Here is a 20,070-nt window from a genome sequence, read left to right on the forward strand (position 1 = left end):
AATGGAAACTTCACATATACTAGACTTTATCAGACGTACTTTTAATGATCCGGAAGGATTCATTCCGCTGCATGCACCGTTTTTTGGCGGGAAGGAAAAGGAATACGTTGCTGATACGATCGATTCTACCTTTGTTTCTTCTGTAGGCGCTTATGTTACACGCTTTGAAGAAATGATGACAGAGATCACCGGCGCTAAATATGCTATTGCTACTGTAAATGGTACAACAGCTTTACATCTGGCACTTGTATTAGCCGGAGTGAAATATGGTGAGGAAGTGATTACGCAGCCGCTTACATTCGTAGCTACTGCCAACGCTATTGCACATGCCGGAGCCATACCCGTTTTTACGGATGTTGATAAAGATACTATGGGATTATCCCCTGCCGCACTGCAGGCATTTCTGGAAGAACATGCAACAGTCAATGCAGGTGGGGAATGTATAAACAAAACAACCGGGCGGCGGATAGCAGCTTGTGTTCCTATGCATACATTCGGTTTCCCGGCAAGGATCAGGGAAATTGCTGCAGTTTGCAGTAAATATAATATCCCGCTTGTGGAAGACGCTGCGGAATCATTGGGGAGCTATGTAGGGGACAGGCATACAGGTACCTTTGGGAAAGTTGGTATTTTTAGCTTTAATGGAAATAAGACAGTGACATGTGGGGGCGGCGGAGCTATCGTCACCGATGACGAGGCAACTGCAAAGAGAGCGAAACATTTGTCCACAACAGCGAAGATTCCGCATGCTTACGAATTTGTACACGACGATATAGCATATAATTATCGTATGCCTAACCTGAATGCAGCCCTGGCCTGTGCTCAGCTGGAACAACTGGGTAGTATGCTGGTAAACAAACGTGAGCTGGCGGAAATGTATAGTAACTTCTTTCAGGGGTCATCCGTTTCTTATGTGAAAGAAATGGAAGGCACAAAAGCGAATTACTGGCTGAACACGGTCATTTTCCAGGATCGTCAGCAGCAACAGGCTTTTCTGAAAGAAAGTAACGATAGCAAGGTAATGACACGTCCAATCTGGCGTTTAATGAACAGGTTGCCTATGTACGCCAACTGCCAGCACGGAGATCTCAGTAATGCAGAATGGCTGGAAGACCGGGTAGTGAATATACCCAGTAGCGTAAGAAAGTGATAACAGTAACTGTAATCAAATTCAGAAGATGTCCCGCGAAACGATCAGAAAAATATTTCTTTACGGCGCAGGCGGTCATGCAAAGGTGATACTGGAATTGCTGGAGCTAAACGGTCAGCATTGTGCCGGTATCTACGACGAGCATGGCGCTTCAACGGATTTGTTTGGCTATCCCATATCTGGTAGTTTGAATGGTGAATATAAAGAGGCCAACTCAGCTATGATTATTGCGGTAGGGAATAATCTTGTCCGCAAAAAACTGGCGGGAAAGCTGTCAGCTAAATGGGCTACCATTATCCATCCATCGGCCAATATATCTTCCCGTTCAACCATAGGTAGCGGAACGGTAGTGATGGCCGGGGTGAGTATTAACAGTGGGGTAAAGGCGGGTGATCATGTTATTATTAATACCAATTGTTCTGTTGACCATGATTGTGTGTTGGCAGACTATGTACATATTTCTCCCAATGTTGCACTGGCGGGCAATGTCCAGGTAGGCGAGGGAACACATGTAGGCATTGGGACAGCAGTGATACAGGGTATTAAGATAGGAAAATGGGCGACTATCGGTGCAGGATCGGTTATTATAAGAGATGTACCTGATTATGCAGTGGTGGTGGGAAACCCCGGAAGGATCCTCCGGATGAATGAACCAGATGGCGCGCCGGAAGATAAATAAAAGAGGATCAAAATTAACTGGAACTAACATGGAGAAAATATTCATAATAGCAGAGGCAGGGGTGAATCATAATGGTGATATGGCGCTTGCAAAACAGCTGATCGATATTGCTGTGGATGCAAAAGCAGATGCAGTAAAGTTTCAGACATTCATAGCTGAAAAGCTGGTGTCGAAATTTGCAGAAAAGGCGGCATATCAAAAAGTCAGTACTGATGCAGCGGAGAATCAGCTGAATATGATTAAGAAACTGGAGCTGAAGTTTGATCAGTTTGAGGAGTTAAGGAATTACGCTGACAGTAAGAATATCATGTTTCTTTCAACGCCATTCGATTTTCCAAGTATCGATTTTCTGAAATCCCTGGGCATGACGCATGGCAAGATTCCTTCGGGAGAACTGACCAACATGCCGTACCTGATAAAGATGGCAAAGAGTTTTGAACAGCTCATTGTCTCAACCGGTATGTCTGAGATGGCTGAAATTCATGCTGCATTAAAGGTGTTGCAGGATCATGGCGCAAAGAAGGAGAATATTGTAGTGTTGCATTGTAACACAGAATATCCCACTCCTTTTGAAGATGCGAATCTCAGGGCAATGCAGAGCATTGAAAAGGAGTTCAATATCAAAGTAGGATATTCTGATCATACACCTGGTATTGAAGCGCCGGTAGCAGCGGTGGCATTGGGTGCTACTGTGATAGAGAAGCACTACACAATAGATAAAACAATGGAGGGGCCTGACCATGCCGCGTCGCTTGATCCGCAGGAATTGAAAGCAATGGTAAGCGCTATCCGGAATATTGAAAAGGCCTTGGGTAGCGGTGAAAAGGCGCCATCAAAATCAGAAACGAAGAATAAAACGATTGCCAGGAAAAGCATTGTGGCAGCAAGAGATATAAAAGCCGGAGAGATATTGACAGAAGACAATATTACGGTAAAGAGACCTGGAAACGGTATCAGCCCGATGTTATGGTATGATGTATTAGGCAAAAAGGCTGTCAGGGATTTTCAGACTGATGAGTTGATAGAACTATGATAAGAAAGATCTGTATAGTTACGGGTACCCGCGCTGAATATGGGCTACTGTTACCTTTGATGAAAGCCATCAGGGAACGGGAGGATCTCCAATTGCAGTTGCTGGTGACGGGGATGCATCTTTCTCCGGAATTTGGACTTACATATAAGCAGATCGAAGCAGATGGGTTTCACATCGATGTGAAGGTAGATATGCTGTTATCGAGCGATACTGCGGCAGGTGTTACAAAGTCAACCGGATTGGGAATGATTGGTTTTGCAGATGCCTTTAACGCCCTGCAACCTGATTGGGTAGTGATACTTGGCGACAGGTTTGAAGCTTTCGCTGCAGCAGGCGCCGCATATATTGCACAGATTCCTATCATTCATCTGAATGGTGGGGAAACTACAGAAGGAGCTATGGATGAAGCTTTTCGTCATGCTATCACCAAAATGTCCTATCTGCATTTCACCGCAACGGAAGCCTACAGAAAGAGAGTGATACAACTCGGGGAAGCGCCGGAAAGAGTGTTTAACGTTGGAGCCATCGGGATAGACAGTATCATGCATCTGCCCCGGATGACCAAACAGGAGCTGGAGGAAAATCTGGGTATAGATCTGTCCTTACCTACGGTGCTGGTAACGTATCATCCGGTTACACTGGAGAAGAATAGTGCGGCTGAGCAGTTTTCTGCGCTGATCCGTGCATTGATTGCAAGCGAGGGACTTCAGATTGTGATCACATATCCCAATGCGGATACAGACGGAAGAGTGATCATTGATCTGATAAAGGACCTGGAGAAACAATACCGGGGCCGTATTTACGCTTTCCCTTCGCTCGGCCAGAAGCGTTATTTGTCATTGATACCATACGTAAAGGCGGTAGTGGGCAATTCTTCAAGTGGCATTATCGAAGTGCCTTCTTTCAGAATCCCTACTTTGAACATAGGCGATAGACAGGGCGGACGTATGGCAGCAGAAAGTGTTATCCAGGTAGCGCCAGACGAAGCTTCTATAAAACAAGGATTGAAAAAGGCACTGTCTTCCGAATTCCGGGAGTTCTGCCAGCAGGTGAATAATCCTTACGGGGATGGACAGACAACTGGTAAGATTATTGATAAGCTGTACCAGTTTATCGAAACCAAAAACATTAAGAAGAAATTTTACGATCTGTAAATGAAGAATTGGGAACGTTATATCATTAATAGCAATGCTAATATCAAAGATGCCTTAAAGCAGCTGGACCAACTCGGCCTTGTGAACGGTGTGTTGTTCATTGTTGACGAAAAAGGTTGTTTATTGGGCTCTATCACGGATGGAGATATCAGAAGAGGGTTGCTGAAAGATGTTAATGTAAATGATTCCATCGATAAGGCAGGTCACTATCCCTGCAAGTTTGTTTTCTCATTTCAGCCCACTCCCGGGGAATTGAAAGCATTCAAGGCGCGTAACCTGCGTTTTATTCCGGTAGTGAACGAAGGAATGAGCATGCTGGGTATCCTGGACCTGGAGCAGTTGCGAAGAATAATACCGGTAGAAGCAGTATTAATGGCCGGAGGGAGAGGCCAGCGACTGCTTCCCCTGACAGAACATACACCTAAGCCATTGCTGAAAGTAGGGCCGAAGCCAATAATAGAGCACAACATAGATCGCCTTATTAACCATGGTGTTGATAGTATATATCTAAGTATCAACTACCTGGGACATAAGATCAGGGATTATTTTGGGGATGGAGATACTAAAGGTGCTACTATCAATTATATAGAAGAAGACTTCCCGATGGGTACAATCGGGGCAGCAAAGAAGGTTAAGAACTATAGTAAGGAGCATCTGTTGATCATGAACTCGGATATTCTGACGGATATTGACTTTCATGAATTTTACAATGACTTTGTTGAGCAGGGCGCAGATATGTCTGTGGCCGCTGTCAGTTACCATGTTGACATTCCGTATGCGGTTATGGAAACAGATGAACACAACAGGATCACTTCATTAAAGGAAAAACCAAGGTATACGTATTATTCAAATGCCGGTATTTACCTGATGAAGAGTGAAATGCTGGAACATGTTCCGTATAATGAGTTTTTCAATGTGACAGACTTAATTGAAGGCCTGATAGAAAAGGGTAAAAAACTGATCACCTTTCCTATTCTGGGCTATTGGTTGGACATTGGAAGAATGGATGATTATAAAAAGGCGCAGGAGGATATTAAGCACTTAAATCTATGATGTTTATCCAATGAAAACATTATTTCTTATTCCAGCGCGAGGAGGATCTAAAGGGGTGCCTGGAAAGAATATTAAATCTTTAGGGGGGAAACCTCTCATTAACTATGCCATAGATGCTGTGAAGCCTTTAACAGCAATAGAAAACATCTGCGTCTCTACTGATGCGGAAGACATTAAAGCAGTAGTGGAAGCTAATGGGGTAAATGTTCCATTTATACGCCCGGCTTACCTGGCAGAAGACAATTCGGGCACTTATGAGGTATGTCTTCATGCCATAGAGTTTTACGAAAAACAGGGACGTTTTTTTGATGTACTTGTTATACTGCAGCCAACAAGCCCTTTCAGAACTACAGAAAACATACGTGAGGCTCTTCAGTCTTATAGCAAGGAGCTGGACATGGTCGTTTCTGTAAAAGAAACAAAATCGAACCCCTATACAGTTTTATTTGAGGAGAACAATGAAGGATTTCTTGTTAAATCAAAACAGGGAAATTTTATAAGAAGACAGGATTGTCCTCAGGTATGGGAATATAACGGTGCAATATATGTAATAAATATAGAGTCATTGAAACGCAGTCCACTCAATCAGTTCAAAAAAATAAAGAAGTACATAATGAGCGAGGCGGCGTCAGTAGACATAGATACTCCATTGGATTGGGAATTCACAGAGTTTTTATTAAGCAAAAAAACGTTCCTATAAATTGCCATCTTTTATACTATGAAACTTAGAAGCCTTTTACCTTCGATCAACAGGTCTATTCCTCTTACCTGCCAGGCATTGCTATTTATAACTGTACTGACATTGTTCACAGCATGCGCCAAAGAGAACAATCAAAAGTTCTATGAGGATATCCAGGATTCTCCGCTGTTTGATTCAGACATTAAGCTTATTGGAGGTGTTACAGAAATGCCTGTTAAAAGCCAGGCGCTGTTTGTACCGGACAATGTAAAATCCGGCGGATATGCATATGCGACAGTAGTCAGGATGAATGACAGCTCATTGATGATTGCATGCACACGCTATAAACCCAACGGGTTTGATGACTTTATGCATTCAGATATTGTGGCAAGGAAGAGTACGGACAATGGTAAGACATGGTCTCCTGAATTTGTGTTGCAGGAGAATATAGCTACAATCAACACGATGAACCCTAATTTATTAAGGGTCGGTGCTAAGAAGCTGCTGTTGATCTTTACTGTGAAGCACAGCGATGCAAAAATTGATCTTTATGTTAAGGAATCTGCGGATAACGGCGAAACCTGGGGCGATCCAAGAACGATTAATACCACCCAGGGATATCACATTTTAAATAATGATAGGGCTATTCTTAATAATAAGAGAATTATTCTGCCTGTTGCCTATGCAAAAAATATCTCTAAAGAGTACGATCAGCAGGTGATATTTTGTTATTATTCGGATGATATGGGCAAGACCTGGTTGAAATCCAAATATTTAAAAACTTATTTTGCTCTTATGGAGCCGGGTGTGACTCCTATTGATAAAAAAGGAACACTCAAAATGAATATACGTACCAGGCAAGGGTTTATTTATTTTTCCAAAAGCACCGATAATGGCGCTACATGGAGTGGCCTCTATAGGTCCGGAATCAATACTCCGGAGTCTCCCCAGGTAGTAAAAAGCTTAAACTGTTCAGACTCTCTCATCATGATCTGGAACAATGCTGTTTATACACCGGGTTACAATAACAGGAATCCACTTACATTTGCGTACAGCGTAACAGGTGGCAATGAGTGGATAAATCCTACTAATCTACGTAGTAACAGGGACCTGAACTATTTATATCCTACTATATACAATGATCGTAATGACACTGTTTTTGTGACTTATGCAATAAGAGATAATTCTTATAAACCGATGGTTTATCTTGACAAATTGTCTTTGAAGAACCTGATAAAATAGTTGTGTGCATGAAATTGTTCAGTAAGAATATAATTAAGCATCCTTTATTTCAGAAAAGTATTATTTATACGATTACTGACGCAATTAATAAGGCAATTCCTTTTTTACTACTTCCTTTTTTAACGCATTATTTGTCGCCGGCTGACTATGGTGTTGTATCGAACTACAATGTCTATATTTCAATCCTGCTCATTTTTGTCGGCCTGAATTTAAATGGTGCGATGGCGGCAAATTTCTATCATTACTCAAAGGAAGAAATAGCTGAATATATCAGCAGCATATTTATCGTTATCTTTTGTGCTACAATCCTTGTTGGATTGGTAATGGCCGCCGTTGCAGGCTATGTCTCTTCTCTAACGTCTATAGTGCCATTTTTCCTGTTCATAGGTGTCTTTGTTGCAGCGAGCCAGGGTGGAACTGCTATCAATCTGGATCTTTGGAGGCTGGAAGAGAAACCACTGGCTTTTGGCGGATACCAGATAGCACAAAGTGTTGTTAATATTTGCCTCACTGTCTTTTTCCTGGCATCCATGCGGATGGGTGCGGATGGCCGTATCGGAGCAATGATTATTACGTCCGTGCTGTTTTTTATAGTGAGCTTGTTTGTGTTGTTCAAACGTGGCTATTTAAAATTCAGAATCAACAGGAAGTATATAAAAGATGCATTGGCCTTCGGCTTACCAATGATCCCACATACATTGGGAATATGGATCCGCACGGGTATTGACAGGATATACATTACCAGGTTTTATGGAGTAGCTGAAGCCGGTCTTTACTCAACAGGATTTCAGTTTGGTTTGTTACTGTCATTTCTTGTAATGGCATTCCACAATGCGTACGTTCCCTACGTCTATAAATTACTGGCAGGTAATCAGCCGGAGCAAAAAGGTAAACTTGTTAAGTTTACCTACATATATATGGGGGTAATTCTGGTGCTGGCAGTAGTATTCTCGTTCATATCCTATTTTATTGTTTATCATTTCCTCTCAGTACGTTACCTTGAGTCAGCCAAATACATAGGTTGGGCCATGTTTACACAGGCTTTCCAGGGAATGTACTTAATAGTGGGGATATATATATTTTACTCTAAGAAGACAGCGAAGCTGGCAATAGTCACCTCTTCATTGTCTATTCTGCAACTGATATTGTCTTATGTGCTGGTGAAATACATTGGTCCGATAGGAGCAGCCTATTCAAGTTTCGTGGTATGCGTGATAAATTTCATTGTCGTGTGGTATCTGAGCATCCATGTTTATGCCATGCCCTGGTTTAATTTCAACAAAGTTAAAGGATGAAGAAAATCATTTTCATAAGCCACGACCCGCTTACGGATACTATTAAAAAGAATTACTATCTGGAAAGGTTTCGTGGGGATGGCATTGAGATAGAATACTGGTGTGTAAGGCGTATGGTTAAATATGCAAACATTGCAGTATTGAATAATGAAATCAGGGAAGATTACTTTGAAGAGATTACACATTTAGATCAATTAAAAAGACTATTAGAGGAGCGGGCAAAAGATGCATGGATTTGTATAGAGCTGTGGTTTAACTGGGATACAATACCTGTTTTTCTGTTATTGAAGCAGTATAGGAAGCAACTGTTTACCATTGACTGGTATAGTAATGTTCCTGTTATCTCGGTACGAAAGAAGTTACTTGATGACATCAAAACGTTTAGTTTTCTGAAGCTCTATAAGGCAGGTGTTAGAGTGGTTAGCAGGAAAGTTTTTAATATCTATGCGAAATGGCTCGACATTTGCCCCCCTGCCATTTTGTTTGTTGCCGGCGATAAACAGGCGGGCGGTGAACGGCGGGTGATTTCCCTGAATCATCACGATTTTGACATTTTCCAGGAGGGCGGTTTATCTCAGGATGCCGCGGTTGGAGAGCAAAAGTACGCAGTGTTTTTAGATGTAATGCTTCCTTATCATCCGGATTTTAAGCGGCTACATTCTGATATGCTGAATGCTGAGGTGTACTATCAGAAACTGAATAAGTTCTTCGATAAGGCAGAGGCAAAACTCGGAATGCCAGTCATTATAGCGGCACATCCTAAATCCTCTTATAAGGATGAGTTTAATGGCCGGACAGTTATAAAGGGGAAAACAAATGCGTTGGTAGCCAGGAGTACCGTTGTATTTACACATCAAAGCATTTCAATGTTTTATGCCATACTGTATAGAAAGCAACTGGCATTATTGACAATGAATGACTTTAAGTTTGCCGGGGCCAACTCTTTTGCAGTGCAGATCATTCATTATATGATGGAATTATATGCTCAGATACTTGATTGCAGCCTGATAAACATTGATGAAGAGAAGGAACTGGTGTTGCGTGAAGTGGATACAGCGCGTTACGAACGTTTTGAGAAGACATATATAAGAGGCAAGTCTGATAAGCAGAACTATGATGTAATTAAAGATACCCTGCAACTGAACTGATCCGTTCCGGGGAGATCTCTGATTGCAATGAAATTAGGTTTTTATGAAGAAGATAGGTTTTTTTATTAATACATTATCGAAATCTGGTGGTACGGAACGCGTAACCAGTGTATTGGCAAATGCGCTGGCAGACGTTGATTACGAGGTGGAAGTACTGTGTATGTTTAAGAGCGGAGAGAGCTTTTACAAACTGGACAGCAGGGTGGTAGTCAGATATCTTACAAACAAGCCTGATGGAACATTAAAGGATTATTTCAGTGTGCTGCGGTCTCTGATAAAGAATACAAAACATCTTGATTATATAATCGGGGTGGGGATGGACCTGTGTATTTTTACCATTCCCCTGAAACTGTTCAACAAGGTAAGGGTAATAGGATGGGAACATTTTAATCTGGCTGTAAAAGGGCCGGTTGTGAGTTTAGCGAGACATCTGGGCATATGGTTTGCTGACAGGATCGTTACCTTAACCCAGAAGGACCTCAGCGACTATAAAAAGAAGACAGATAAGGTGGTATGCATCTATAATCCGACCACGATTGATATGGCGCCGGTCACTACCTATAGTAATAAAGTGCTGCTGGGCGTAGGTCGTCTGACTTATCAGAAAGGGTTTGATATGATGCTCGATATCTGGGCAGAAGTATATAAAAGATATCATGACTGGAAACTGATAATTGTTGGCAACGGGGAAGATGAAGGGCAACTCAAAGATCAGGCAGAGAGATTGGCAATTGCGGATAGTGTTGAGTTTGTAAAAGCAACGAAGGAAATAACGAAGTATTATGAGTCCGCTTCTGTATACGCAATGAGTTCAAGATATGAAGGCTTGCCACTGGTACTAATAGAGGCACAATCTGCAGGCTTACCACTGATCGCTTTTAACTGTGAGACGGGGCCCAAAGAAGTGGTCGAAGATGGATATAATGGATTTTTAATTCCTGCTTTTGATAAAGCTGCCTTTGGCGAAAAATTGCAGCAGCTGATGTCTGACGAGTCTTTGAGAGAAAGAATGGGCAAGCAATCGATTATTAATTCCGGCAAATTTTCAAGAAACAGCATTGTTGAGAAATGGACTGAAATTCTTGTATAATGATTTATTACTTAATTACGATAGCTCTTTCCGGGTTCAGTTTTATTGAAAGTCTGCATGTCGACCTGCAGAAGTTGCAGCGGGCATTTTATATTTTCATTCTGATCTTTCTTGCCTTCTTTGCAGGGACAAGAATGATGGGATTTGATTATGACACTTATAAAGATATATTTTCCTACGCATCCTCTGGCAATCTGAAAGATGTGCAGATAGAGATCGGCTGGGCTTTGATTTGTTATTGGTTTAGCGGAATCGGGTTTAATGCATTTCTCTTATTTGTTGCATGTTGTTCCATTGTTCTGTACGGAATTTTCTTCAGGAAATATTCACCCTATGTATTTCTGTCATTACTGATCTATTACTCATCTTATTTCATAGTAAAGGAAATGGGGCAAATGAGGCAGGGCCTTGCGATAGGCATAACAACGCTTGCATTTACCGCTTCTATGGAAAAAAAGAAAGGACAGTTTATATTGCTTTTTTTACTGGCCTTCTGTATCCACTACTCTGCAATTGTTACTCTCCCTGTATATTATTTTTGCAACCACCACTGGAAAACCACCACAATCATTGCATTTACCGCTTTCGGATTGTGTTTTACCTTTGTAGATCTTGGAATCGTTATTACAAAGGTCATTTCTGTACTTCCTATTTCCGGCGCCCAGGATAAAGTAGCTAATATCCTTTTGTCAGATGCATCTGCGAAGAAATTAGGCATTAACTCGTCTATTATACTCAGAATAATTACAATAGGACTTGCTTTGGCATACAGGAAACCATTAAGGGAAAGATTTGCCTTTTATGAGCCTTTTATAATGCTCTATTTCTATGGCCTGATGTTGTACCTGGTATTTAATTCGGTGTCAGAGTTTGCACAGAGAACATCCGCATATTTCCGCATACTGGAAGCCATTATTTTACCATGTATACTGTCGCTCATGGCCAGGCGGAAGGAACGGCTTATAGTAGTTGGACTGCTTGTTATCAATGCCGTTGTGTCTATCAATAGACTGTTTGGCCCCAAACAGTCCTATGAGGCGTATAATCCATATAAAACATATTTACTGAACTGATTATGGGAGTTAGAGTCTGCTTTGAACCACACCTGGAAAGTATAAACAACGCTTTTATCAGATATTTTTCAGACCATGAGGAGGAAGAGATTGATTTTGTTCTACTGGATAAACCAATGAGGAAAAAAGGCGGACCCTTCTTTGTATTACAGGCGATCTGGTATCGCATCAGGTCAGTGGTTGCTTTCGTCAGGGACTATGACATCGTTCACGTTAACTCAGCGAAATTCGGCATAGCTGCATATGTTGCGAGCTTTTTCGGATGTAAATATATTTATACAATCCACTTTGCTTCAACCGAAGAGAAAAAGGGCAGCTTGATGAGCTGGATCTATTATATACTGGAGGTGGGATTATTGAGACTTGTGGCGGGTAGAGCGGCTTGTGTTACTACTGTTTCAGAATATTGCCGGCAGGAGATATCCCGGCGTTTTAAGGTTAATCCGCTGGTAGTACATAACGGCTATGATGAAATACAGTTTAACATTACCAACAGAGGCCCGGTCAAAGTGAAGGAAGAACTAATGTTGGGCAAGGAGCTTGTCTACATCAGTGTCGGTAGAATGATCGACTATAAAAAACCTTTAAATGTGATCAGGTTTTTTGCAGAGATAAAAAAAAGGTCTGCAAACAGCAAACTCATTTTCATTGGCGATGGTGACTTGTATGAGGTAGTTAAAAATGAAATTGCCTCATTAAAACTGACTGAGAGTGTCATCCTGATCAAACAGGTCGACTTTAAAGATATACCTGAATATTACCGAGCGGCTGATTATTTCATTAGCGCCTGCGAAACGGAAGCTTTTGGGCTTGTTTGTCTGGAAGCCTTAGCTTGTGGTGCAGCGCCTCTTGTGCCCTGGAAAGGGGCATTTCCTGAGATATTTTTGGACAGGATATTTTCTTATGATATTGACAAGATCACCGATATACCAGACCGACATCAACTTTTATCACACAGGGAGGGCATATTGAGTAGATTCAGATGGGCTGATAAAATAGCGTTATACCATCGGTTATATGTAGAGAAAGCCAAATAAATATTAATATTGCCAGATGAATAATACCAGACCTAAAGCCTTTATAGTAACTAATATAGACGTTTTTTTCCTTACGAATCGTAAGGAACAGGCGCAAATTATGCAGGAAAAGGGATTTGAGATTCATGTATTAGCTGCTGATACAGGGCGTTCGGAAGAGATTCGTCAACTGGGCTTCATTTTTCATGCCCTGCCAATGGGAAGATTTGGCTTGGGCCCTCTGCAGGTGTTAAAGAATATATGGCAAATCGGTAACATTTATAAAAAGGAAGCCCCGGCGGTGATCCATCAGCTCGGCCTGAAGATAATTATGTTAGGCACATTAGCCGGCCTCAGGACCAAAGCTGTTATTTTCAATACTTACACAGGTTTAGGTTATTTATTTACGGTAGATAATTATAAGACAAAGATTCTGAGAGGGCTACTACTGTTGCTATCAAGGTGGATCTACAAGAACAAGCGGGTTATTGCCATCTTTCAGAATACAACTGATTATGCATTATTTAAACAACACAAAATTGTAGACGAAACAAATGGCTATGTGATTAAGGGGTGTGGCGTTAAATTAAACGACTTCGATTTTACACCTTTACCGGCAGGTGATGTACTGAGGATTGTGTTGCCAGGTAAGATGCTCTCTTCAAAAGGTATATATGATTTTGTTGAGGTTGCAAAGAATATAAAGGAGGATAAGACCATAAACCATCAGGTAGAATTTCAGCTTTGTGGAGGTATCGATGAAGGACATCCTTTTGCGATAAAGAAAGAAGAAATAGAAAAATGGCAGGAAAGCGGTTGGGTGAAGTGGCTGGGTAATCAGTCGAGTATGGCAAACGTTTATAAACAGGCGGATATTGTAATGCTGCCATCCTGGAGAGAAGGACTGCCCAAGTCACTATTGGAGGCAGGAGCGGTAGGCAGGCCGATTATCACTTATAATGTAGCAGGATGCAGTGAAGTAGTGGTGGATGGAGTAACGGGATATGTAGTGCCATTTGGGGATATCAGTAAAATGACCGCATACACGAAGCAACTGATCAATGACAGGGCTCTCCGGGAGAAGATGGGCGCCAATGGTTGCAACTACATTAAAGAGCACTTTGAACTGTATAAAATAATTGATGAGAACATGACGCTTTACAGTAAGCTGGTATAGTTATCTCATCATAAACATAAAGGAATTGAAATCTAAGAAACGAATTGCAATTATTGGTACTGTAGGGATCCCCGCGAGATATGGCGGATTTGAGACATTGGCAGAACAGCTGGTCGCAAGACTGTCACACGAATTCAGCTTTACTGTTTTTTGCAGCAAAAAGGCGTATTCGAAATCCGAGCGTGAAAAAGATACCGGTAACGTAAGAAAAATATATCTTCCTCTTGCTGCAAATGGATTGCAAAGTATCCTGTATGATATGGTTTCAGTTATATGGGGATTGTTCATTTCAGATGTGTTACTGGTATTAGGCGTCTCAGGAGCATTTATCCTTCCGGTAGTAAAATTATTCAGCCGGAAAAAAATCATACTGCATATTGATGGGCTTGAGTGGAAAAGAGCAAAATGGAACGGCCTGGCAAGGAAATATCTTAAAGCCTCAGAAGCCGTTGGGGTGAAATTTGCCGATGTTGTGATTGCTGATAACGAAGAGATAGGGAATCATCTGAGAAATAGTTACCAATGTGAGGGGGTATTGATCGAATATGGAGGTGATCATGTAATAACCGGGGAGATGAACAGGCCGCTGCCCACAATGGAAGAAGGATACGCTTTTTCCGTATGCCGTATAGAACCCGAGAATAATATTGAAATGATCCTTCAGGCATTTTCAACAATGCCCGACAGGCAGCTGATATTAGTAGGGAACTGGTTCAACAGTCCTTACTCCAGGTCGTTGCATGAAAAGTACAGGCAGTACCCCAATTTACGCCTTACTCCTCCTATCTATGATATAAAAGCATTGAATGAACTGCGGCAGAATTGTTATATGTATGTTCACGGGCATTCAGCCGGAGGTACCAATCCCTCACTCGTAGAGGCTATGTGCCTTGAATTGCCGGTATTGGCTTATTCTGTTAATTATAATATATATTCTACCCAGAATAAAGCTTTATATTTTTCTTCAGCGCATGAATTAGTAGATGTTTATCAATCAGTTAGTGCGGAAAAAAGAGCGGAAATAGCGCTTGACATGAAAAGACTTGCAGACGAGCGCTATAAATGGAGCATAATTATTGCTAAGTACAGAAATGTATTCTGCTTATAAATCATTTGTCATGAAGAATGTTATTTCGCTGATAATCATATTGTTAAGCTGTTATCAGCTGTCTGCGCAAAAAAAAGAATATTATCTGACTGATTATGGGGCAAAGGGCGACGGGGTAACGGATGATAAAGCGGCTATCCAGAGTTGCATCAAGGATGCTTACGCCAATAACGGGGTTGCCGTGCTGACGCCCGGGAAGTACAGGGTCAATAAGGCCATCTATTTTTATTTAAAAGACAATAATTTACTGTCGGTTAAAGGACAGCCGGATGCAAAAGGGAATTATCCTGTAATTATTACAGATAAGCTCGAAAGTATTTTTGTGTTTGAATCAGATCCTAATAAGCCAGCCGGTAATGTGCAATTGAGCCAACTGGAACTGGTGGGAAACAATGTTCCTTATTCGCCCAGCCATCCTTATTTTGGAAAGCATGATGTGTATGCAAGCGGTGTGGCCTGCTTTAACCTGAGGTCTGTCGCTGTGAGCAATCTTACGGTGAGAAATATATATGGCGAAGGGATTAATGTACGTAATTGGAATTATCAGAAGAATCCGGTCGATAACAGATTTACCAGTGTTAAAATAACCGACAATAAAATTCTTAATTGCTGGGGCGCGAATCCACCTACGGCAAAAGGCGGACCTTCTGATGAATATGGAGATGGTGTCTATGTCAACAACGCGACAAATATCTCAATACTCAGGAACCAGATCATTAATGACCTGGCAGTCACTAAACAGTTTGGCCGTGCAGGCATTGTGATCGAATATAACTGTGATAACGCAACTATCGAAAAGAATACCGTGAGCGGTTATGACAGAGATATTCACCTGGAGGGCGATTTCGGTGGACACATGATCAGAAATAACAAACTGATAGGATCTGATTTTTCAATCTGTGTGTATGGAAACCTGCATACAGGGGCACAAAAGCCAATATCTATCGTCAATAACTACCTGAGTAATGAAGGCATTCCTGACAACCCACAATTGATAAGGGTAAGAAGTAAGGACGAAAGATCACTGATCTCCTTCTATTCAGAAAATGATACCAGAAAGAACTCTATTATTTCCGGCAATACATTTAATATGACACCCAATTCGGGTATTATCGGCAATTCTTTTCTGAGAGTATTTGAAGATGATCTGCAGGTTAGCGATAATACATTCAACAACCTGACGAAAAGTAAAGTGGGTATCTACTATGATAAGAAGCCCCAGAAAGTCACCAATGAAGTATATAAGAATGTCAATCTCTATTTTAATAAGAACATAAAGGGGGATTTTATAAAATCTAACAATAAGCTCTCGAACAGTAATGCAAATCTGGCTTTGTAAATAGCTATATTTGTTTGATAACTGAACTCCAAATATGAAGACTGCTTTAATTACCGGCATTACAGGCCAGGATGGAGCTTATTTAAGTGAATTGTTACTTGCTCAGGGCTACGACGTTCACGGTATAAAACGGCGTAGTTCCCTGTTCAACACCGACCGTATCGATCACCTCTACCAGAACCCCCAGGATGAGGATGTGCGTTTCAGATTGCATTATGGCGATCTTACAGACTCAACGAACCTGATCCGCATCATTCAGCAGGTGCAGCCGGATGAAATATACAATCTCGGCGCCATGAGTCATGTGCAGGTGAGCTTTGAAACACCTGAATATACCGCCAATGCTGATGGTATAGGTACACTGAGAATACTTGAAGCAGTACGTTTACTGGGATTGACCCAGAAAACCAGGATATACCAGGCATCTACTTCTGAGTTGTATGGCTTGGTACAGGAAGTTCCGCAGTCTGAAAGAACCCCCTTCTATCCACGTTCTCCTTACGCTGTTGCCAAAATGTATGCATACTGGATCACGGTCAACTACCGTGAGGCTTATAATATGTACGCCTGTAATGGGATCCTGTTCAATCACGAAAGCCCGCTGCGCGGAGAGACTTTCGTAACCAGGAAGATCACCCGTGGTGTAGCGCAGATAGCCCTGGGTATGCAGGACAAATTATATATGGGAAACCTGAATGCACAGCGTGACTGGGGACATGCGAAGGACTATGTAGAAGCGATGTGGCGTATACTCCAACAGGACCAGCCGGAAGATTATGTGATAGCTACCGGTATTACTACTCCTGTAAGGGATTTCATCAGAATGGCCTTTGAGGAGGCCGGAATAGAGGTGGAATTCAAAGGTGAGGGTGTTCATGAAAAGGGTATTATCAGAAGTGTAGAAGGACACCTGACGGCTGTACAACCAGGACAGGAGGTAGTCGCTATCGATCCAAGATATTTCAGGCCGACGGAAGTGGATCTTTTAATTGGCGATCCTACAAAGGCTCAGACGAAGCTGGGATGGCAACCCAAATATGATCTGCCAGCCCTGGTTAAAGAGATGGTGCATGCAGATCTGGAATTGTTCCGCCGCGAGAAATTACTCAAAGAAGCAGGATTTAAGATATTTAGTCAATACGAATAATCTATGAAACAAACGGATAAGATCTATGTAGCAGGGCATAGGGGAATGGTAGGCTCCGCTATTGTAAGGCGCTTACAGAAGGATGGCTTTAATAATATCGTGACCAGAACTTCCGCACAGCTGGACCTGCGTAACCAGGATGCCACAGCGGCATTCTTTGCCGAAGAACGTCCGGACTATGTTTTCCTGGCAGCGGCCAAGGTCGGGGGGATCGTTGCGAATAACACCTTCAGGGCGGAATTCATTTATGAGAACATCATGATACAAAACAACGTTATCCATCATGCATATCTGAATAATGTAAAGAAACTGATGTTCCTGGGATCTTCCTGCATATATCCTAAACTGGCGCCCCAGCCACTGAAGGAGGAATACCTGCTGACAGGTTTACTGGAGCCCACAAATGAACCATACGCCATTGCAAAGATCGCAGGTATCAAGATGTGCGATGCATACAGGGCGCAATACGGGTGTAACTTTGTATCGGTAATGCCTACTAATCTGTATGGCCCCAACGATAACTATGATTTGAAAAACTCACATGTACTCCCGGCATTGTTGCGGAAATTTCACGAGGCGAAGAAGAACAATGCAGCAGAAGTGGTAGTCTGGGGTACAGGTACGCCTTTACGTGAATTCCTGCATGCTGATGATATGGCGGATGCATGTTTCTACCTCATGCAACAATATAATGAAGAAGGATTGGTGAACATCGGTGTGGGAGAAGATATCAGTATCAAAGACCTGGCATTGCTGGTGAAAAAAATAACAGGTTATGAAGGAGCACTGGTATTTGATACTACTAAACCAGACGGCACACCCAGGAAACTGATGGATGTAGGCAAGCTGCATGGTTTTGGATGGAAGGCCACCATAAAGTTGGAAGAAGGTATCGCCAGGGTATATGCTGATATTAAAGACACTGTGTTTTGATATTAATTCCCCTGGGTTCTTATGATTGGTTTCATCTTTGGCTTTAATGATATATGAAGCTTAACTATAAAGTATGAAAGAAAGGAATTGATCTATAGAATATAGTACTATGGCCAAAACTGCTAAACGCTTATATTTGCAGCGGCAAGCAAATTCTTCCTTTATGTTCAAGAAATGTATCACCCCTGTGTTTGTTCTGGTTTGCTTAAGTATCCCTTTTAGCTATACTGCACATGCACAAAGCATCGGGCGCCAGTATTCACTGGGCTTCTACCAATCCGGATCAGACAATGGTTATCACTCGTCACTGAGAGATTACTCTATTGAGCCAAGCTTCGATCTTCCCACAGGAGACACTACCCGTAAGCAAAGCTGGCTGTACCGAAAACTATTCCGTGAGCATCTGCTGGAGGTTCACGAAGACGACTACACATTTTACGCCAGCATCCTGCCTGACCTTATTGTAGGTCACAGCAATGATAATGGTACCACATGGGTAAATACCCGTGGTGTGATTGCTGGTGGTACTATCGGTAAGAACCTGACGTTCCGGGCAGAGTTTTATGAGAACCAGGCAAAGTTACCAGCCTACCTGGATGCGTATGCCAGGGCAAACAAGATCATACCGGGTCAGGGCGAATGGAAGGGTTATTCCAACAATACGGCATTTGACTATGCATATTCTTCCGCACTGATTGACTACAAAGCCGGAAAACATTTCGTGTTCCAGCTGGGATATGACAAGAATTTCATCGGAGACGGTTACCGCTCTATGTTACTGTCTGACGCTTCTTTCAACTATCCTTTCCTGAAAATTATCGCTAATCTGGGTCGGGTACAGTATACCACTATGTGGGCCCAATTTATAGATATGCAATATCCCAAAGCATCCTACGATAATGGCTACAGGAAGAAATGGGGCGTATTCAATTACCTGGACTGGAATGTAAGTAAGAAGATCTCCATCGGTCTATTTGAAGCGGTGATCTGGCAGGATTCCGATTCCACAGGCAAACGTGGTTTTGATGTCAGTTACCTCAACCCGATCGTTTTCCTCCGCCCTGTAGAATTCTCTGTAGGATCTCCTGACAACGCTGTCTTAGGCCTGAATGCGAAATATGCGCCATCCCGGAACAGTACCTTCTACGGACAGTTTATCCTGGATGAATTCAAGTTCAGTGAAATCACAGCCGGTAAGGGCTGGTGGGCCAACAAATATGGTGGCCAGGTAGGTTTCCGTTCCAACAACCTCTTTAAGGTCCGTAATCTGAACATCCTGACAGAGGTAAACGCCGCCAGACCATATACATACTCTCAGCGTACCACGCTGAATAACTATGGTCATTATAACCAGCCACTGGCTCACCCGATGGGGGCTAACTTTATAGAGTGGGTGAATATTGCAGACTATAGGTATAAGCGCCTCTTCCTCCGTGGACAGATCACGCTGGCGAAGTACGGACTGGATACTGCAGGTGTGAACTATGGTAAAGACATTAATAAATCTTACACCACCCGTACGGTGGATTTTGGCAATCACATAGGCCAGGGGCTTAAGACCAATCTGTTATATGTGCAGGGAACAGCAGCTTACCTGTTGAACCCGAAATATAATCTGAGAGTGGAGGCCTCCATTACCGCCAGAAGGGAAAGCAATAATCAGTGGAAGAACAATGAGCTGATTTTCCAGGTGGGTCTGAGAAGTTCCTTCCGTCAATTGTATTATGATCTATAAGTAATTGATAAATAAATTA

At 42.2% G+C, this 20,070-nt stretch carries 18 protein-coding genes; all 18 read left to right on the forward strand.

All coding sequences use genetic code 11. The features are described from left to right. Window position 1 precedes the first annotated feature (1 nt). The 18 genes from F3I09_RS31030 (at window position 2) to F3I09_RS31115 (ending at window position 20,051) form a co-directional block, all read left to right on the forward strand. Window positions 2–1,150, forward strand: coding sequence for a LegC family aminotransferase (locus F3I09_RS31030; RefSeq protein ID WP_149698942.1), 1,149 nt, complete (start codon window positions 2–4; stop codon window positions 1,148–1,150). Between the two features lie 28 nt (window positions 1,151–1,178). Continuing rightward, window positions 1,179–1,829: an acetyltransferase gene (locus tag F3I09_RS31035; protein ID WP_223233446.1), complete on the forward strand. Its 651-nt coding sequence runs from the start codon at window positions 1,179–1,181 to the stop codon at window positions 1,827–1,829. Between the two features lie 28 nt (window positions 1,830–1,857). After that, window positions 1,858–2,862 carry an N-acetylneuraminate synthase gene (gene neuB / locus F3I09_RS31040; RefSeq protein ID WP_149698943.1) on the forward strand — a complete coding sequence of 335 codons (1,005 nt, stop codon included), beginning with the start codon at window positions 1,858–1,860 and terminating at the stop codon, window positions 2,860–2,862. Next, the gene (gene neuC, locus F3I09_RS31045; protein ID WP_149698944.1) at window positions 2,859–4,016 is read left to right on the forward strand and encodes a UDP-N-acetylglucosamine 2-epimerase; all 1,158 of its coding nucleotides are present in this window, start codon (window positions 2,859–2,861) and stop codon (window positions 4,014–4,016) included. Before neuB ends, neuC begins: the two co-directional genes overlap by 4 nt. Then, window positions 4,017–5,069, forward strand: coding sequence for a nucleotidyltransferase family protein (locus F3I09_RS31050; protein ID WP_149698945.1), 1,053 nt, complete (start codon window positions 4,017–4,019; stop codon window positions 5,067–5,069). It begins immediately after the preceding gene. A 10-nt stretch (window positions 5,070–5,079) separates the two neighbouring features. Beyond that, on the forward strand, window positions 5,080–5,769 hold the full coding sequence (locus F3I09_RS31055) for a cytidylyltransferase domain-containing protein (protein ID WP_149698946.1): 690 nt from the start codon (window positions 5,080–5,082) through the stop codon (window positions 5,767–5,769). An 18-nt stretch (window positions 5,770–5,787) separates the two neighbouring features. Next, entirely contained in the window at window positions 5,788–6,990 is a 1,203-nt protein-coding gene (locus F3I09_RS31060) for a sialidase family protein (RefSeq protein ID WP_149698947.1), read from the forward strand. 8 nt (window positions 6,991–6,998) lie between these two features. Then, a complete protein-coding gene (locus F3I09_RS31065) occupies window positions 6,999–8,285 on the forward strand; it encodes a lipopolysaccharide biosynthesis protein (RefSeq protein WP_149698948.1) in 1,287 nt (428 codons plus the stop codon). Then, the gene (locus F3I09_RS31070; protein WP_149698949.1) at window positions 8,282–9,433 is read left to right on the forward strand and encodes a hypothetical protein; all 1,152 of its coding nucleotides are present in this window, start codon (window positions 8,282–8,284) and stop codon (window positions 9,431–9,433) included. Before F3I09_RS31065 ends, F3I09_RS31070 begins: the two co-directional genes overlap by 4 nt. Before the next feature lie 43 nt (window positions 9,434–9,476). Further along, window positions 9,477–10,523, forward strand: coding sequence for a glycosyltransferase family 4 protein (locus tag F3I09_RS31075; RefSeq protein ID WP_149698950.1), 1,047 nt, complete (start codon window positions 9,477–9,479; stop codon window positions 10,521–10,523). Beyond that, window positions 10,523–11,596, forward strand: coding sequence for an EpsG family protein (locus F3I09_RS31080; protein ID WP_149698951.1), 1,074 nt, complete (start codon window positions 10,523–10,525; stop codon window positions 11,594–11,596). Before F3I09_RS31075 ends, F3I09_RS31080 begins: the two co-directional genes overlap by 1 nt. A gap of 2 nt (window positions 11,597–11,598) precedes the next feature. After that, window positions 11,599–12,633 (forward strand): glycosyltransferase family 4 protein, encoded by a 1,035-nt coding sequence (locus tag F3I09_RS31085; RefSeq protein WP_149698952.1) that lies wholly within the window; start codon window positions 11,599–11,601, stop codon window positions 12,631–12,633. Between the two features lie 16 nt (window positions 12,634–12,649). Beyond that, window positions 12,650–13,789, forward strand: a complete 1,140-nt coding sequence (locus tag F3I09_RS31090; RefSeq protein WP_149698953.1) for a glycosyltransferase family 4 protein — start codon at window positions 12,650–12,652, stop codon at window positions 13,787–13,789. A gap of 25 nt (window positions 13,790–13,814) precedes the next feature. Continuing rightward, window positions 13,815–14,897 (forward strand): DUF1972 domain-containing protein, encoded by a 1,083-nt coding sequence (locus F3I09_RS31095; protein WP_149698954.1) that lies wholly within the window; start codon window positions 13,815–13,817, stop codon window positions 14,895–14,897. Window positions 14,898–14,907: 10 nt separating this feature from the next. Continuing rightward, window positions 14,908–16,236, forward strand: a complete 1,329-nt coding sequence (locus tag F3I09_RS31100) for a glycosyl hydrolase family 28-related protein (protein ID WP_188134028.1) — start codon at window positions 14,908–14,910, stop codon at window positions 16,234–16,236. Window positions 16,237–16,270: 34 nt separating this feature from the next. Beyond that, the gene (gene gmd / locus F3I09_RS31105) at window positions 16,271–17,383 is read left to right on the forward strand and encodes a GDP-mannose 4,6-dehydratase (RefSeq protein WP_149698956.1); all 1,113 of its coding nucleotides are present in this window, start codon (window positions 16,271–16,273) and stop codon (window positions 17,381–17,383) included. A 3-nt stretch (window positions 17,384–17,386) separates the two neighbouring features. Beyond that, window positions 17,387–18,316, forward strand: a complete 930-nt coding sequence (locus F3I09_RS31110) for a GDP-L-fucose synthase (protein WP_149698957.1) — start codon at window positions 17,387–17,389, stop codon at window positions 18,314–18,316. A 163-nt stretch (window positions 18,317–18,479) separates the two neighbouring features. Beyond that, complete coding sequence (locus F3I09_RS31115) at window positions 18,480–20,051, forward strand: hypothetical protein (protein WP_149698958.1); 1,572 nt, start codon at window positions 18,480–18,482, stop codon at window positions 20,049–20,051. Window positions 20,052–20,070: the final 19 nt, after the last annotated feature.

The sequence above is a fragment of the Chitinophaga sp. CF418 genome (assembly GCF_900142925.1).
In the GTDB taxonomy this organism is placed as follows: Bacteria; Bacteroidota; Bacteroidia; order Chitinophagales; family Chitinophagaceae; genus Chitinophaga.